The sequence below is a fragment of the Streptomyces sp. NPDC048211 genome (genome assembly GCF_043202315.1).
Lineage (GTDB): Bacteria > Actinomycetota > Actinomycetes > Streptomycetales > Streptomycetaceae > Streptomyces.
This window is the reverse complement of the sequence record NZ_JBIDAD010000002.1, coordinates 562,377-578,161: the sequence shown is the minus strand read 5'-3', so window position 1 is coordinate 578,161 and position 15,785 is coordinate 562,377. Positions and strand designations below refer to the sequence as shown.

Genomic DNA, 15,785 nt, shown 5'->3' with positions numbered 1-15,785 from the left:
CGTCGACTGCATCACTCTCGTTCCGGGGCCTGTCGCCCGACAGAGCGATCTCCGCGTGTGCGAAACCAACGAGGTCTTCGGGTCCAGGCGATCCCGCGCCATGAGCGATCTCCGCGTGCGCAGCGATGTTCCGCACCTGTGTCACTGGTAGATGGCCTGGCGCACGTCTGCTCCGCGTAGGTGTTCGGTCGGCTACCCGGGCCCTGGCGGGGTTTCTGACGTCGTCCGCCGTTGATGGCGGCGAACATGCGAGAGATACAGCCGTGACGAACACGATATGGCAACCCTAAGTTCCTCCGCGAAGCGACCTCCTGATCTGCGCAACGATCCACCGTCTCGGGCGGATGATGCCGATGAAGCCCTCCCTCACTCAACAGCGCTCACCAGACGTGCAGTTGGACTGTCAGTGGCGCGTGGTATCCCTGAAGGCATGACACCTTACGGATCATGCCCGGAATATTCTGAGGGATAAAACCGTGTATCCTCAGCGGAGTTATGACTTGCCAGGGTTGGAGGTGGACCGTGAGTGATCAAAGGGAGTTGCTGGCGGATCCCGCCATGCTCGTCCTGGCGCGCGACTCTCGGGGGTGGACCCAGTCCGAGCTTGCGGAGCAGATGTCGCACGTGGAGGGCAACCGCATCTCGCAGGGGTACGTAAGCCGGGCCGAAGCCGGACGCATCCCGGTCCGGGCGGAGCGGGTACTCCTGTTCGCCGCCGCACTTCGCTTCACCCCCGAGATGCTGTGCCAGGCCACCGACACGGCCGGGGCCGGCATCGGGCTGATCCACCACCGTAAGCGGGCCTCACTGGGCGCCCCCGCACTGCGCCGGATCCATGCGACGCTGACGCTCACCCGCCTCCAGGTCGAAGCGGTAACGCAGGCGGCAGACCTCAGCCATCCCCACCGGTTCAGGCCCATTGAGGTCAACGACTTCGACACCCCCGCGGACGCCGCGGAAACGGTACGCGAGGAGTGGAACGTTCCCGCCGGCCCCATCGCCGACCTGGTCGAGGTGCTCGAAGACGCCGGCACCCTGGTCGTAGTCCGCGACCTGGGCACCACGGGACTCGACGCTGTTAGCCAGTGGCCGCGCGGCCGGACGCCGCTGGTTCTTCTCAACTCCGCTGTGCCTGGTGATCGTTCACGCTTCAGCCTCGCTCACGAGCTGGGCCATCTGATCATGCACCAGGAACCGGGCGAGGGCCGTACTCAGGAGGCACAAGCCGACCGGTTCGCCGCCGAGTTCCTCATGCCGCACGAGGAGATCCTGAGCGAGCTGAAGCCCGGCATCGACATCGCCCGCCTCATGGATCTGAAAGCCCGCTGGGGGGTCTCCATGGCCGCTCTCATCCGGCGTGCTGTGGACCTGGGCGTGATCACCGAATGGCAGTACCGCACGCTCATGGTCGAGTTGTCCGCACTCGGCTACCGCACAAGCGAACCGATCGTCATCCGGCGCGAGACCCCGCGCCATATCGCTCAGGCCGTCACCCGGCTTGCAGGACAGCACCACCTCAGTGCGACCGAGACCGCTCACCTGGCGGGTCTGGGGCGTGAGGAGTTCCACGAGATCTACCTGTGCGCTTCTTCGTCCGGACACAAGGACGTGCCGGACCCTTCTGCGAGGTGATTCATGAGCAACGCCCCCGATCCGAGGCGGCGGCCGCCCGCCGTGAAGACGCTCGACCACACCGTGGCAGCGGTGCCGCTCCTGCAGGGACGCGTGCTACTGCACGAACATGCCCGGTACACCCCTCGGCCTCGTCCTGCCCTTGATGATGACCTGAGCGGTGTCGTCATGACCGGCGCCAACGCCGACGCACGCGCCTTCCAGCTCCGCGCCGATGTCGGCTACACAGGAACTCTCCTGATCGACAGCGCCGCCTACACCACGTACACGGCAACGGCGGAGGAACCGTTCATGGCGCCTCCCGACGAACTGTTCGCCACCGTGCACGACTCCTTGAACTTCCAGAAGGCTCGAGGGGCAAGCGCAGCACTGACGCCCACCGGCTACATACCGCCGGCGAACTCCCGGACGCTCAAAGCAGTAATGCGGGAAGCCAACCGAATCGAGCGAGCAGACACCCTGATATCCCTCCCGATCGACGCCACCTGGCTCAACCGGGAGAACATCAGTCAGCTGATCGCGGTCTGCGCCAAGATCCACCACCCCAAAGCCCTCATCCTCTTCCGCCAGTTCGACCCGCTGGAACGGGCGAAGGACATTCCGGCCAACCTCCGGCGGTTGTTCACCGAGGTCGAGCACATGTCACTGTTGCGCACAGACCTCGCAGCCCTCGACGTGATGGCGCACGGCGCCTTCTGTGCGGGAATCGGTGCTCAAAGCTCGCTCCGCCACGCGATACCGCCCGACGAGAAACCCCAGATAGGAAAGCGCGGCGGCGGGCCCACATACCCGCACGTCCTAATGCCGCAGTTAATGTGCTTCAAGGGCGCCGAATTTCTGTCCAACGTCTACGGCAACGCCGACCCGGCAACCTGCGACTGCGAGGAGTGCGACGGGCGCGGTCTCGAGCGTTTCTACCTTTCCGACGGCGACACGCGGCGTGAGGCCGAGAACCACAACATCCTCACCTGGAGCGAATGGGTCAGCGACATGGCCAGCCACCGCGCCGGCAGCGAGCGCAAGACGTGGTGGCGCAACAAATGCGCGGCAGCCGTCGACCGCTACGGACTGGAAAACCAACGCATCGAAGTGGGCGCAAGCCCCAGGTCCGGGTTCCAAGTACCGCCGCCGCTGAAGACGTGGGCAACGCTGCCCGTCTCTCCCTAATCGAAATCGGGCAGAAAGCTTAGGACAGCTGACGGTGGACATCCTCCAGGAACTTCCAGTTGGCCACCGTATGACGTTTGCGAACAAAGGGGCTCGGCGGCACAACAACCTCCACGGTTGCCCCTTGGACACGGAGCAATCCGATGCCATAGAAGGCTGCACGCATCACAGCTTCCTCCTTGCGCCTCAACACACCATCGATCAGTACGGCACGAGCAGTGAATGGCGTGAACCGCTCGACCTGCTCCATCGCCGACTCCCAGCCGCGTCCAGACACGAACACCATGTCGACATGCACCGGCTGGGTCGCCAGACGGGTAATCAATCCGTCGCGCCGAACCACAGCCCCCTTCGGAAGGCACTTCAACGCTCGGCGCTCCCTGTCGCTCAGTGACCCGGCAGGAACAGGCTCTCCGAGTGGCAGCGCCATCAAGAGGTTCAAGGCATCCGGCCGCGTCAGCGGTTTCATCCCCGCAGCCGCCCGCCGCTCCCGCTCTCGCGCCTCGAATCGGTAGGCCGCCACAACCTTCGCCCCCAAGGCTTCAACGACCGCCAGGCTCGCTTCGCGGGGTACGAGATCGCCGGGAGCCAGCGCTCCCGCAACCACACCCAAGGACTCTCGTGCCGCGATTGCCATCGACCAACCCGCTCTCGTCCCGCATCGACGCTCTTCCAGCAGGGCTGTGCGCGCCCATCCTTACCGCTTGCCCCGGGCCACCGGGAGCAGCCTCAACAACAAAGCCAACGGACCTCAACCGGCCCTAGACACGGGAACGCGGCCAAACGAACGGCAAGGCTAGTACGGACACTCGCGCGATCGTCGACCACGTCCCCGAATAGCTCCACATCGGTCACCCACCGCCCTCTCGCTAGCCAACTTGCACCCACAACAGGTCGCGGACGAGCGACTGCGATCGTAGCCATCCCGCGCCACGATGCCTACAGCTGTTCGAATTCTGGGGCGCGCCCCAGCTACGGGAACATCTCCCAGGCCGCAGCCGACCAGCACCGCGCCAGCGGCCCCGCAGGCCGACGGGGGCAACATCTGTCACGTCCGTGTCACCAACAACGTCGACGCACCTGGACCACCGAGACCAAACCCGCGTGAACAGCGTCGAACTGGACCACGTGGACGCCAGAAGACGGTACTGCCTACCTGTGCCACGTAGCGCCGAGGGAGGTGCCCATGACGAGGACAGGGGCGTCTTCCGGCCCGTCAAAGCGGTATTGCAGGGGTTCAACGTTCTTCTCACTCACCCACTCACGCTCCCACATCTCACATTCGCGGCGTGAGCGGGGGCCGCGGCACTCGCCAGACCTCCCCACGTATCCGCAGCCGGCCGTAGATCCTCCACATCCGGCTCCACAAACCACCGCTTCGTACCCGGCATGATCCAGACGAGAGGCCCTGGCCCGCTGGGCCGGGCACAGCGACGTCCGCACGATCCGCCGGCCGCGAACCCATCACGGACAGGAAGAAGGCGGCGTACAGACGGTAGGCCCTGACCGCATCCACGAAGGCGCGCATCTCCTGGAGGTGCCGGGGCGGGATGACGGTCTTCGTCCACCGCTCCCCTTCCGATGACCGTGAGACTGCGGTCACATGTCCTGAGTCGCAGCTCGAGTCGCTGTCCGTAGCCTGCTCTCGAATCGGCCATCCCGTGCCCTGGGAACGCTTGTTGGTCGGATGGCACTCACCCTGCCCCGTACAGCCGCGTCGGCCCGCCGCAGAGCGGGACGCAAAGACTCAGGTGCCGCACGGCTGAGCGGCATGGTGCGCGCTCCGCCGCTGCGCGCCTCCACATCGCAGGCACATCTTCCTCACTGACATGAACATGCGTTATTCGCCAACGGGGCAACGATGTGGCGCACTTGACAGAGCCTCATGATCGTCCGGTGATACGCTCGCGTGCACATGCCACGTGAGCTTTCACCTTGGCATGGATACAGCCAGGGGGGCTCTCCGGGCGGTGAGGTCTGCCCACAGCCGAGGGTCCGCTTGGACAGATTTCGAGAGCTGGAATCCAGCCGCTCAATAGAGAGTCACATGACGAATTTTTGGCAGGATCCGACAGTTTGGGCGCTTGTCGTCGGCGTCGCTGTCGCCGCCACGGTAATCACGCGCCAGCGAAAAACGATCAAGGCGCTACGTCGCCAGAAGCAGGGCCTTCAAGGTGAGCTGACCGCATCGCAGGGCAGCGCCGCCGCACTCGATTCCACCGTCACCGAGCTGCGCAGCGGCTACGACGAGGTGGTCCGCCAGGCCAAGGAAGAGGCGGAGGAGGCCACAAACACCGTACTGAAGTCGGCTATGCGGACCCTTCAGGGCCTCGCCGCGGAACAGCAGCGGGCCATCTCCGGGCTGCAGAAGAAGTACGGCGACTCGGCCGTGTTGCGGGACATGCTGGGCATCGACCACATGAACTCGCAGTTCAACCGGCGCGCGCAGTCCATTGCGGTGCTGTGCGGCGGTTGGCTCGGCCGGCAGCGGGAGGCCGCATCGGTCTATGACGTGATCCGCGGAGCGCAGGGCCGCATCCGGCACTACCAGCGCATCGAAATAGCGTCCCGGGTCGATTTCGCGGTGACCAGCCGTGCCGTCGAACCGATCGCGCTGACGGTGGCCGAGCTGCTCGACAACGCGACCAGCTATTCCGAGCCGTCCACCATGGTCGAGGTCGAGGTACGGACGGTGCCCCGGGGCATCTGCATCGTGATCGACGACGCCGGCGTCGGCATGAGCGAGGAGGAGCGGACGAACGCCACCGCTCTGCTGTCCAGCGGGTCTGCGGTGAGCGTCTCGGAGCTCGGCAACCCTCCCGCGTTCGGCTTCGCGGTGATCGGTGCCCTGTGTGCGCGGTTCGGGTTCACGGTCGCCATCGACAGCACCTCTCCCTACGGCGGCGTCCGCGCGGTGGTGATGGTGCCGAAGGAGTTGTTGACCGAGATGCCCGAGCCCAAGACACCCACTTCCACTCACGAAGTCAATGACGCTGCCGCGAGCCGCGGTTCGGCTCCCGCAGCGACGGATGGCGGGCTGCCCCGGCGACGGAACAAGCGCGGCATGGCGCTCGTGCAGGACGGAGGCGGCAGGTCCGACGCAGCGCCGCCGGCCCGGTCAGCAGAGGCACGGGTGGCGGCCATGGGCGCGTTTCAGCGCGGCACTCTCAGCGGCCGAGGTGCGGGGGTACCGGCCGCCGAAGGTGACACCACTGCCGATTCACACGAAGGATTCGATGCCCCGTGAGCGATGACCTGTCCTGGATGCTCGAGGACGCGCTGCAGATACCGCATGCTCTCCACGCGGTCCTGATTTCTGCCGACGGCCTCCAGATGTCCCGCACTGCGGAGATCGACAGGGGCGATGCCGACAAGGTGGCCGCCGCCGTCTCCGGACTGCAGTCGCTCAGCCGGGCCGTCAGCTTCTTCTGCGGTGAGCACGGAGCGAACTGGCGCCAGACCCTCATCGAGTTCGACGGGGGATGGGTGTTCCTGAACGCTGCGGGCGGCGGCAGCTACCTTGCCGTGGCGGCGTCGGCCGAGGTCGACATGCAGGACATCACGTACCGGATGCAGCAACTGGTCAGCCGGCTGGGCAAGGCGATGTCGGCCGACCTCCGCGGCGACACGGTCACGTCATGACGGAACCCGGCCGTCCCGAGCCCGAGCCCGAGTTCGTGTCCGAGGCCGGAGAACTGGTCCGGCCCTACGTCATCACCCGTGGCCGCGACCTGCCCGATGAGGGCGAGTTCGCCCTCATCACGCTCGTGACCACGGCCACCGACGAGCAGCAGCGTCCCCAGCGGCTCTCGCCCGAGGAGCAGCAGATCCTGGAGATGTGCTCCAGTGGCTACCTCTCGGTCGCCGAGGTCGCCGCGCACTCCCAGCTGCCGCTCGGGGTGGTCAAAGCGCTGCTCAGTTCCCTCGCCGAGGGGGGCTATCTCGTGACCCGGGTGCCGGTGCCCTCGGCCCGTCCCACCAACAAGGCCCTGCTCAAGGAGGTGCTCGATGGCCTCAAGGCTCTCTCTGTCTGAGGATGCCTACGTGCCCGGCGGCGCACAGCAGACTGCAGTGAAAATCCTGGTCGTCGGGCATTTCGCCGTCGGCAAGACCACCCTGATCGGCTCACTCTCCGAGATCACGCCGTTGTCCACCGAGGAGCGGATGACGACGCTCTCGGAACGCGTCGACGATCTCAAAGGGGTGCAGGGAAAGACCACCACCACCGTCGCCCTGGACTTTGGCCGGCTGACGCTGAGCGAGCGCATCGTTCTGTACCTGTTCGGCTCCCCCGGACAGCAGCGCTTCGTGAGTCTGTGGGACGACACGGCCCGCGGAGCGCTGGGCGCCCTGGTCCTGGTGGACCCCGAGCGCCTGGCCGACTCCTTCGACATCATGGATCTGGTCGAGAGCTACGGCCTCGAGTTCGCCGTGGCCATCAATCACTTCGACGGCAGTACGGTCCACACCCCGGAGGCAGTCCGGGAGGCACTCGACCTGCTGCCCGACACCCCCGTCGTCACCATCGACGCACGCGACGAGAAGTCGTCCGTTGACGCCCTGATCACCTTGGTCCGCTATCTGCACGAGCGCGCCGACCTGGAGCACGCATGACAACCCCCTCTGTACCTCCGCCCGGCTGCCCCGCACACGGCAGCGGGCAGCGCATACCCCTGGACAGCGCGGAGTTCGCTGCCAATCCGCACGCGTACTACCGGTACATGCGCGAACTCGGCCCCACCGCTGCGGTCACCATCGCCCCCGGCGTGGAGGCGACGCTGGTGACCGATTACAACGCGGCTCTGGAACTGCTGCAGGATTCGACGACCTTCCGCAAGGACTCCCGCCGCTGGCGCGCACTGTCCGAGGGCTGCATCCGCCCCGACAGCCCGGTCCTGCCGCTGCTGGCCTACCGGCCGAACGCGATGTTCACCGACGGCGCCGAGCATGTGCGGCTGCGGCAGGCCATCACCGACTCCTTCGCCCGCGTCAGCAACAAGCGGCTGAACCGGATCGTCAGCCAGGCAGCCCAGTTCCTGATCAACCAGTTCAGCGCCCGCGGCAGCGCCGACCTGCTCCGCGACTACGCCCAGCAGCTCCCGCTGTACGTGTTCAACGAGCTGTTCGGCTGCCCCGCGGAGATCGGTGACCGGGTGCTGTTCGGCATCTCCGGCATGTTCGACGGAGTCAACGCCGAGGCGGCCAGCCAGGTCCTGCTCGGAGCGGTAGGCGAGCTGGTGGCGCTCAAGCGCGCCCGGCCCGGGGAGGACGTCACGTCCTACCTGATGCAGCATCCGGCGCAGCTGAGCGACGAGGAGCTGGCGCACACGCTGGTGTTGCTCCTCGGTGCGGGCGGCGAGCCGGAGGGCAACCTGATCGGCAACGCCTTCTACACGATGCTGACCAACGAGGAGTTCGCGCGCCTGGGGCAGTTCGACAAGGCTGTGGACGACACTCTGTGGCGCAATGCGCCGATGTCCAACTACGCGCCCCATTACCCGGTGGTCGACACGGACGTGGCCGGCGACAAGGTGCGCGCCGGAGACCTGGTGCTGGTGTCCTTCGGCGCCGCCAACACGGCGCTCGCGGACCGCGGTGCCGACACCCGCGGTCACCTCGCCTGGAGCGCGGGCCCGCACGCCTGCCCGTCGAAGGAGCCGGCCAGGCTGATCGCCCTGACGGGCCTGGAGACGCTGTTCAACGCCCTGCCCGACGTTGAACTCGCCGTTCCCGCGGACAGCCTCACCTGGCGGCCCGGCCCCTTCAACCGGGCCCTGGCCTCCCTTCCCGTCCGGTTCAGCGCGGCCACCCCGCGCGCCGCGGCCGCACCGGAACCGACGGCCGCGACCCGCTACCAGGCACCCCCCGGCGCGGCCGCACCCGCGCACGCGGCGCCGCAGCCCACCGCCAAAGCGGGGCGCTGGAGCGGCTTCATGAAGTGGCTGACGGGCCAGTAGCCCACACCCCCTGTGAGGCATGTGACACAGGCAGTTGCTGTAGCCTGCATGAAAGATCAACTTCCTGGGTAGGACGGCGCGGAGTTTCTGGAGTGACACAAGATGAAGGAGAGGCAGTGGACCTCGCAAGCATCTCCGCGCCCCCATCCGCGAGCGCCCGACCGGGCGCACAGCGCACCACCCCCAGCAGACGGAACCCGTGCGGGGGCGGCGACCCCGACAAGCCGCAGGAACGAATACCCGCTGCTCACGGCAGCGGGCCGGCCCTCGGCTCCTCGCTTGTCGGCAGAGCACGTCCCCGTACTCCCGCACCGTCCGGACGCGATACGCACCACGACGTGCGGGGCACACGATGACCTCCCGCCCGAGCGTCGTCTCACCGGCAACCAGCCCCGGTGAGACGACGCTCGGCGACCACGTACTCGGTCAACTCCGGCGCCTGGGCGCCACGGTGGGGCTGAGCAAAACGGACATCGAGCTGTACGGACAGGTCCTGACCGACTCCCTGGCAGGCGCCGCCCACCGGCCGCTGTCCCTGCCGCCGGCCTCGCCCACCTTCCTCTCCGATGACCACAGCCCCGTCGAGTTCTCCCTCGCCAACGCGCCGGACTCCGCCCCGGCCCTGCGCGTGCTCGTGGAGCCCGGGTGGGCCCACAGCGACATGGCCGACAGCGGCCGCGCCGGGCTTGCGGTCATCCGCGCAATGGGCGCCCGCTGGGGCTTCGCAACCGACCGGCTCGACTCCATCGCCGACTTGTTCCTCCCCGCTGCACCCCAGGGCACCCTGGCCCTGTGGTACGCGCTCGATCTGCGCGCCGGAGGGGTCCCAGGGGTCAAGGTCTACCTGGACCCCTCCGCCTCCGGCCCGGAGAACGCGGCCCGCACCGTGCGCGAGGCACTGCGGCGGCTCGGCTACGGCCGGGCCTTCGAGCAACTGCCCCCGGCGGCCGGCTATCCGTTCCTCGCCCTGGACCTGGGCGACTGGGCGTCCCCCCGCGTCAAGGTCTATGTGAGGCACCCGCGCATGTCAGCCGATGACGCCTGCGCGCTCAGCCGTAACTCCGGAGCCACAGCGGCCGACATCCGCTACTTCTTCCACGCGGCCGCGGGCTCCCTCGCCCCGTCCGAGCGCGGCGGGACCGACCCGCTGCGACTGGTGCGGCGGCCGGCGCTCACCTGCCACTCCTTCACCGAAGGCGACAACAACCCGAGCGGCTTCACACTCCACATTCCCGTTCGTGACTACGTGCGCGACGACGAAGAGACCCTCGCCCGCGCCACTGCCCTGCTGACCCGGGCCGGCATGGACCCCACTGTCCTGAACCGAAGTCTGGGAGCGCTCACACAACGAACCCTCGCCGACGGCGTGGGGCTGATCGCCTACCTGGCCCTGGTGTACGAGCGCAACCGGCCGCCACGGCTCACCACCTACCTGAGTTCCGAGGCCTACCGCGTCCGGCCGCCGCAGGAGGAGTACCCGCAGAGCACCTGGATGCCTGCGCAACGCCCCCAGAGCGTCCTGGACCTCGCGCACCAGACCTTCGGCCACGTCAGCCCGCACACCGCACAGAAGGAAGTCACATGGAGCCCTACCGCATCAAGGTCGTAGAACCTCTTGCCTTCACCACCCGGGAGGAGCGCAAGGCCGCGCTGGAGCGGGTCGCCTACAACCCCTTCGAGCTGCGGGCCGACGAAGTCACCATCGACCTTCTGAGCGACTCCGGGACCGGCGCCATCTCCGCAGACCAGCTCGCCGCAGGAATGCAGGGCGACGAGTCCTACGCCGGCAGCCGCTCCTTCTACCGGTGGCACGAGGTCGTCTCCGAACTGACCGGCTACCCCCATATCCTGCCGGCCCACCAAGGCCGCGCGGCCGAGCGCATCCTCTTCTCCTCGCTGCTCCGGCCCGGCACGAGTGTGCTGTCCAACACGCACTTCGACACCACCCGTGCCAACGTCGAACTGACCGGCTGCACGGCGCACGACCTGCCCTGCGCCGAGGCGAAGGACCTCGACAGCGACTTTCCCTTCAAGGGCAACATCGACCTGATCGCCCTCGAACAGGCCCTGGAGAACGCGGACCGGGCGCCCGTTGCGGCTGTGCTGATGACCATCACCAACAACGGTGGCGGGGGCCAGCCGGTCAGCATGGAGAACCTGCACCGCACCGCGGAACTGTGCCGCCGTCACCACGTGCCGATGATCCTCGACGCGGCCCGGTTCGCGGAGAACGCCTGGCTCGTGACCCAGCGCGAACCCGGCTACGCCGACCGCACCCCGCGCCAGGTAGCCGAGGAAGCCTTCCGCCTCGCCGACGGCTGCGTCATGAGCGCGAAGAAGGACGGGATCGTCCACATCGGCGGCTTCATCGGCCTGAAGGACGCCGAACTCGCCGAGCGGTGCGGGGGTCTGCTCATCGCCACCGAAGGATTCACCACCTACGGCGGACTGTCCGGACGCGACCTCGACATGATGGCCCGCGGCCTCCTCGAAGTGACCGAGCCGGCCTACCTCGCCGAGCGCGCCGACATAGCCGCCTATCTCGCCGCACGCATCCGCGAGGCCGGCGTCGACATCGTGGAGCCCGCCGGTCTGCACGCCCTCTACATCAACGCCGGCCGCCTCCTGCCCCACATCCCCCCGCACCAGTACCCCGGCACCGCACTCGTCTGCGAGCTCTATCTGCGCGGAGGCATCCGCTCGGCGGAGCTGGGGTCGCTGTACCTCGGCGAAGAGGACGAGCACGGCAACCCGGTCAAGACGGCGCCCTACGAACTCGTACGCCTGGCTCTCCCCCGCCGGGTCTACACCCGCAGCCACTACGACCACGTTGCCGCCACCCTGGCGGATATCGCGAAGAATCCTGAATCGGTCCGTGGCTACCGGGTTACGGGCCAGTCCCCGATCCTGCGTCACTTCAGCATCAAACTGGAGCCCGTGAAGTCCGGCGACTGATCAGCATTCTTCGTTCGCGACGACGCGGGCCCAGCCATCAGATCCTGTAGCCGTGCAGATCTTTCGGCTGCACCGGTCCAGCGACAGTGCAGCGGCCGCGGGAAGGCGCCACCCCGGTGGGCGGATTCCGGCGGTCGTCGCAACACGTGATCACTGACGTGTGGTGGCGAGCAGTACGGACAGACGCTCGGCCGGGGTTTCCCGGCCGAGCGTCGTGCGTGGGCGGCTGTTGAGTTCGGCTGCGGCGGCGGCTGCGGCTGCGTGCAAGTCCTCGCGGCTGTAGTGGGACAGGGCGGCGCCTTGGGGGAAGTACTGCCGGAGCAGGCCGTTCGTACGCTCGTTGGAGCCGCGTTGCCAGGGGCTGCCGGGGTCGCAGACGCGGACCGGCATGCCCGTGGCGGTGGGCGGTTCAGGACGTGCCGCGCACCGTGCGCTCGGGACGTGGCGCTGCCGGCAGGGGCGGGGAGAGGAGGGGCTCCAGCAGCTGGGCGAGCTGGTCGCGCTGCTCCGCATCGAGCCGTCCGGTGGCCGGCGCGAGGACGGCCTTGCCTTCCTCGTACAGGCGCTGGATGAGGGCGCGCCCCTCGTCGGTGATCAGGACGACGACGGCGCGCTTGTCCTCTGGACTGGTGCCGCGCGTCAGGAGCCCGCGCCGTTCGGCGCGGGCGATGAGTCCGGACATCGTCGACTTGTCCAGTCCCAGAAAGGCCGCAAGGTCGCTCATGCGGGGGCTTCGGTCGCGCAGGATGCCGAGCACGCGCAGCTGGGTGAGGGACAGGTCGTGCTCGGCGCCGATGCGGGTGAGCACGCCCATGATCTGGAATGCGCTGCGCACCAGGCCGTCGACCAGGGCGTCCGTGGAGTCTTCGGGAGCCATGCACACCACCCTACTTGACATTGTTTGCATTACCAACAACTCTCATAGTGATTGGCAATGCAAACCAACTGACCTGTGGGAGTTCCTCATGCATGCTGCGGTCATCACGGCATACGACGCCTCGCCCGTCTACGGCGAGCACCCCGACCCTGTGGCCCGGGGCGAGCACGACCTCGTCGTGGACGTCCTCGCGGCGGGCCTGCACCACCTCACCCGGTCCAAGGCGGACGGCAGCCACTACTCCGCCTCCGGCGTGTTCCCGCTGGTTCCCGGCACGGACGGCGTCGTGCGCGACTCCTCGGGCCGCCTGCGCTACGCGGCCCTGGACGACACGGAGCTCGGGACCTTCGCCGAGCGCACCGTGATCGATTCACGCCGAAGCATCGTCCTGCCGGACGACGTGGACCCCGTCCGGATCGCCGCCGCGATGAACCCGGGCATGTCCTCCTGGGTGGCCCTGCGCCGCCGCATCACCTTCCGCGAGGGGCAGCGCGTTCTCGTCCTCGGCGCCACCGGCAGCGCCGGACGCATGGCCGTCCAGATCGCCAAGCGGTTCGGTGCCGCCCAGGTCTTCGCCGCCGGCCGCGACGCCACCCGGCTCGGGGAGCTGTCCGGCCTCGGCGCGGACCGGGCGCTCACCTTCGACGACGTCGCCGCCGCAGCCGACGTCGATGTCGTCCTGGACTTCGTGTGGGGCGAACCCGCCGCCGACGCGATGCTTCCGATCCTCACCGCCCGTGCCGACCGCTCCGCCCCGCTGACCTGGGTCCAGATCGGCTCCATGGCCGGCCGGACCGCCCCGATCCCTTCGTCGGCCCTGCGGGCGGCACAGCTGGAGATCGTGGGCAGCGGCATCGGCTCGGTCTCTCCCCGCGACTTCATCGCCGAACTGCCGGAGCTGGCGCAAGCGGTGACCGCGGGCGCCCTTGACGTCAAGGCCCGAGCGGTACCGCTGGCCCGGATCGCGCAGGCGTGGTCCGAGAAGACCAGCGAACGCCTGGTCTTCGTGCCCTGAGGGCTGTCCCGCGATTGATCTCGGGGCGTGCCGGCCTGGAGGTTCGGCTGCTGGATGGTTCGGCAGGCCGTCTCGCGGACGAGTGCGAGTTCGGTGCTCGCCTTGCGGCGAGTGGGTCTGCGGGCGGCGCGGTCGGGGACGAGTCCGGCGATGGCGGGTGGGTCTCGGCGTAGGTTGCGCGCCGTCCGGTGGATCGCTGGAGCGGACGCCACTGGCGGTGCTCGGCCTGCGCGTGCTCGACGCAGATCCGACGGGAGACGGGAGGACTGGCGGCGCTCGGTCTACGCGCCGGCCGTGCTGCTCGGTCAGCGGTGCGTCATCACCGTGCCCTTTCGTCTTCCTCGGCGGGACCGAGACCTGTTCGGGGAACTCGTTCGCCAGGTCCCGACAGCCGTCGTCGACCTCGGCTTCGGTGCCGGGGCGTTGGCGGAACTGCTCGGCGATGCCCTCGGTGCGCATCGCGCTCCGGTCATGCATCCTGCCGGGCCGGGTGGCCCCGGACCACAGGGTGCGGCCCTGGCCGTCGCCGATGGTCGTCGTCTCGATCGTGTTCCGCCTGCGTTTGCCGGAGACGAACGCCCGCCGCCCGGGTCCGGCGTCCCGTTGCCGTACACCCCCCCGCGCCGGTCCCGGCGCCCGGACTCGCGCCGCGCCTCCCAGCGCCTGGGCGAGCTCCATGGCGAGCTCGCCCAGGTGCTCCCGCGACAGGCCGCAGAGGGCGGCACGGGACATGGCCGTGCGGGCCTGACTTGTCATCACACGCGACTCGACTCGTGCGGCCTTCGCCATGTGCCCACCTGCGACCAGGATCGGTCGCGGGCGCAGTCCGTCAGGCGGAGAAGCCAGTGACCTTGTTCGGTGTCACCCGCACGATGAGCCGGAGTACTTCCTCCGGCTCGGCGGGCGGGTTCTCACCGAGGTATTTCTGCGAGAGCGTGTGAGGCAGTGACTTCTCCCGGTCCTCGATCAGCTCGGCGGTGCCCCGGATGTCTACGGACTGGTACGGGTTCTCGGTATCGAAGACGGTAAGGCTGATCCGCGGGTCCCGGGCGAGATTCCTGGCCTTCTGGCGCCCCGCCGTAGTGGAGAAGAGCACCGTGTCTCCGTCCCTCGCGATCCAGACCACCGAGGTCTGCGGCCCACCGTCCCGGTTCAGCGTCGCGACAGTGGCGAAGTTCCTCCCGTCCAGCAGTGCGCGCGTCCCCTCGTTGAACGTTGCTGACACAACCTCACCCTTCCTTCCAACACTCCGAGTTGTTCACTGCTGATGCAGAACAAGCATGAAGATCGAATTCTTCCCACCACAGGACAGAGGCTGCTGACCTCAGCCACGGCACCGGCCCTCCCTGGTACCGCAGACGGCGCCGGGACACGTGTGGCCGCGATCGCGCATTGTGCGCACCGGTGAAGAGACGGTGACGGCGCGTCCAGCAGAGAGCCTGCCAATCGGCCGGAGACGTTCGACGCTCTGGCGGGGTGTATCGCGGGTCAGCCCGCCAGGCGTACTCGGGCCGCTCCCAAGCCGGCTGACGGCCTGGTCCGTTGAACAAACCGGCGCGGCCTGCAAGCCTTGCCCGTCATGATCGATGAATGCGCGAAGGAGCACCTGCACGCCAGTCTGCGGTGGATACGCAAGTCGATGGTCTGGAAGCTCGACGGTCTCTCCGCATACGACGTCCGGCGTCCCCTGACCTCGTCGGGGACCAACCTCCTCGGTCTGGTCAAACACTTGGCGACTTGGGAGGCGAGATACTTCGGCGAGGTCTTCGGCCGCCCGTTCCCGCAACCGCTGCCCCGTTGGGACGACAAGGCCGCGCACGGTACCGACCTCTGGGCGGCCGAGGGCGAGACCCGCGAGCAGATCATCGGCTTGTACCGGCAGGCGTGGGAACACGCGGACGCGACCATCGAGGCGCTCGACATCGACGCGCCCGGTCACGTCCCGTGGTGGCCGCACCCCCACGTGACACTGTTCAACGTCCTGGTCCACGTCCTGAACGAGACCCAGCGCCACACCGGTCATGCCGACATCCTGCGGGAACAGCTCGACGGCGCGGTCGGCACACACAGCACGGACACCCAGGAATACGACGTGGATGACGGGGCGCGCCACCGTGCGAAGGTCGAGCGGGCCGCCGGAGCGGCTGATCCCACCAGCATGTGAGCCGTCCTCGCCGGGACT

At 68.1% G+C, this 15,785-nt stretch carries 14 protein-coding genes and 1 pseudogene; 11 read left to right on the top strand and 4 right to left on the bottom strand.

Annotated elements, in window-relative coordinates; translation table 11 throughout:
- The first annotated feature begins 522 nt into the window (after positions 1-522).
- Both ACGFZA_RS09360 and ACGFZA_RS09355 read left to right on the top strand, forming a co-directional pair.
- On the top strand, positions 523-1,632 hold the full coding sequence (locus ACGFZA_RS09360; protein WP_393678486.1) for an ImmA/IrrE family metallo-endopeptidase: 1,110 nt from the start codon (positions 523-525) through the stop codon (positions 1,630-1,632).
- A gap of 3 nt (positions 1,633-1,635) precedes the next feature.
- A complete protein-coding gene (locus tag ACGFZA_RS09355; protein ID WP_393678484.1) occupies positions 1,636-2,799 on the top strand; it encodes a hypothetical protein in 1,164 nt (387 codons plus the stop codon).
- 19 nt (positions 2,800-2,818) lie between these two features.
- On the opposite strand, the gene ACGFZA_RS09350 is transcribed toward ACGFZA_RS09355, so the two are convergent.
- A complete protein-coding gene (locus tag ACGFZA_RS09350) occupies positions 2,819-3,436 on the bottom strand; it encodes a hypothetical protein (RefSeq protein ID WP_393678482.1) in 618 nt (205 codons plus the stop codon).
- A gap of 1,410 nt (positions 3,437-4,846) precedes the next feature.
- On the opposite strand from ACGFZA_RS09350, the gene ACGFZA_RS09345 reads away from it, so the two are divergent.
- The 7 genes from ACGFZA_RS09345 (at position 4,847) to ACGFZA_RS09315 (ending at position 11,711) form a co-directional block, all read left to right on the top strand.
- Positions 4,847-6,046, top strand: a complete 1,200-nt coding sequence (locus ACGFZA_RS09345) for an ATP-binding protein (protein WP_385272811.1) — start codon at positions 4,847-4,849, stop codon at positions 6,044-6,046.
- On the top strand, positions 6,043-6,441 hold the full coding sequence (locus ACGFZA_RS09340) for a roadblock/LC7 domain-containing protein (protein WP_385272814.1): 399 nt from the start codon (positions 6,043-6,045) through the stop codon (positions 6,439-6,441). Before ACGFZA_RS09345 ends, ACGFZA_RS09340 begins: the two co-directional genes overlap by 4 nt.
- Positions 6,438-6,833: a DUF742 domain-containing protein gene (locus tag ACGFZA_RS09335; RefSeq protein WP_385272818.1), complete on the top strand. Its 396-nt coding sequence runs from the start codon at positions 6,438-6,440 to the stop codon at positions 6,831-6,833. The genes ACGFZA_RS09340 and ACGFZA_RS09335 overlap by 4 nt, the downstream gene beginning before the upstream one ends.
- Positions 6,808-7,413, top strand: coding sequence for an ATP/GTP-binding protein (locus ACGFZA_RS09330; RefSeq protein ID WP_385272821.1), 606 nt, complete (start codon positions 6,808-6,810; stop codon positions 7,411-7,413). Before ACGFZA_RS09335 ends, ACGFZA_RS09330 begins: the two co-directional genes overlap by 26 nt.
- Entirely contained in the window at positions 7,410-8,756 is a 1,347-nt protein-coding gene (locus ACGFZA_RS09325) for a cytochrome P450 (protein WP_385272824.1), read from the top strand. Before ACGFZA_RS09330 ends, ACGFZA_RS09325 begins: the two co-directional genes overlap by 4 nt.
- Positions 8,757-9,108: 352 nt before the next feature.
- Positions 9,109-10,365, top strand: a complete 1,257-nt coding sequence (locus tag ACGFZA_RS09320; protein WP_393678478.1) for a tryptophan dimethylallyltransferase family protein — start codon at positions 9,109-9,111, stop codon at positions 10,363-10,365.
- Positions 10,338-11,711: a tryptophanase gene (locus ACGFZA_RS09315; protein WP_385272830.1), complete on the top strand. Its 1,374-nt coding sequence runs from the start codon at positions 10,338-10,340 to the stop codon at positions 11,709-11,711. The genes ACGFZA_RS09320 and ACGFZA_RS09315 overlap by 28 nt, the downstream gene beginning before the upstream one ends.
- A gap of 150 nt (positions 11,712-11,861) precedes the next feature.
- Here ACGFZA_RS09315 and ACGFZA_RS09310 read toward each other — a convergent pair.
- Positions 11,862-12,110: pseudogene (locus tag ACGFZA_RS09310) on the bottom strand (transposase); the annotation flags it as partial.
- Between the two features lie 10 nt (positions 12,111-12,120).
- Entirely contained in the window at positions 12,121-12,588 is a 468-nt protein-coding gene (locus ACGFZA_RS09305; RefSeq protein ID WP_385272833.1) for a MarR family winged helix-turn-helix transcriptional regulator, read from the bottom strand.
- 88 nt (positions 12,589-12,676) lie between these two features.
- Here ACGFZA_RS09305 and ACGFZA_RS09300 point away from each other — a divergent pair, with 88 nt between their 5' ends.
- The gene (locus ACGFZA_RS09300; protein WP_393678475.1) at positions 12,677-13,603 is read left to right on the top strand and encodes a zinc-binding dehydrogenase; all 927 of its coding nucleotides are present in this window, start codon (positions 12,677-12,679) and stop codon (positions 13,601-13,603) included.
- Between the two features lie 829 nt (positions 13,604-14,432).
- Here ACGFZA_RS09300 and ACGFZA_RS09295 read toward each other — a convergent pair.
- A complete protein-coding gene (locus tag ACGFZA_RS09295; RefSeq protein WP_385272839.1) occupies positions 14,433-14,828 on the bottom strand; it encodes a PPOX class F420-dependent oxidoreductase in 396 nt (131 codons plus the stop codon).
- 354 nt (positions 14,829-15,182) lie between these two features.
- Here ACGFZA_RS09295 and ACGFZA_RS09290 point away from each other — a divergent pair, with 354 nt between their 5' ends.
- Positions 15,183-15,767 carry a DinB family protein gene (locus ACGFZA_RS09290; RefSeq protein ID WP_385272842.1) on the top strand — a complete coding sequence of 195 codons (585 nt, stop codon included), beginning with the start codon at positions 15,183-15,185 and terminating at the stop codon, positions 15,765-15,767.
- The last annotated feature ends 18 nt before the right edge of the window (positions 15,768-15,785 follow it).

Bases quoted from the DNA above. Each gene is read 5' to 3' on its own strand.
- ACGFZA_RS09330 (WP_385272821.1), top strand. From the start codon at position 6,808: ATGGCCTCAAGGCTCTCTCTGTCTGAGGATGCCTACGTGCCCGGCGGC.
- ACGFZA_RS09325 (WP_385272824.1), top strand. From the start codon at position 7,410: ATGACAACCCCCTCTGTACCTCCGCCCGGCTGCCCCGCACACGGCAGC.
- ACGFZA_RS09350 (WP_393678482.1), bottom strand. From the start codon at position 3,436: ATGGCAATCGCGGCACGAGAGTCCTTGGGTGTGGTTGCGGGAGCGCTG.
- ACGFZA_RS09315 (WP_385272830.1), top strand. From the start codon at position 10,338: ATGGAGCCCTACCGCATCAAGGTCGTAGAACCTCTTGCCTTCACCACC.
- ACGFZA_RS09345 (WP_385272811.1), top strand. From the start codon at position 4,847: ATGACGAATTTTTGGCAGGATCCGACAGTTTGGGCGCTTGTCGTCGGC.
- ACGFZA_RS09320 (WP_393678478.1), top strand. From the start codon at position 9,109: ATGACCTCCCGCCCGAGCGTCGTCTCACCGGCAACCAGCCCCGGTGAG.
- ACGFZA_RS09355 (WP_393678484.1), top strand. From the start codon at position 1,636: ATGAGCAACGCCCCCGATCCGAGGCGGCGGCCGCCCGCCGTGAAGACG.
- ACGFZA_RS09335 (WP_385272818.1), top strand. From the start codon at position 6,438: ATGACGGAACCCGGCCGTCCCGAGCCCGAGCCCGAGTTCGTGTCCGAG.
- ACGFZA_RS09305 (WP_385272833.1), bottom strand. From the start codon at position 12,588: ATGGCTCCCGAAGACTCCACGGACGCCCTGGTCGACGGCCTGGTGCGC.
- ACGFZA_RS09300 (WP_393678475.1), top strand. From the start codon at position 12,677: ATGCATGCTGCGGTCATCACGGCATACGACGCCTCGCCCGTCTACGGC.
- ACGFZA_RS09290 (WP_385272842.1), top strand. From the start codon at position 15,183: ATGATCGATGAATGCGCGAAGGAGCACCTGCACGCCAGTCTGCGGTGG.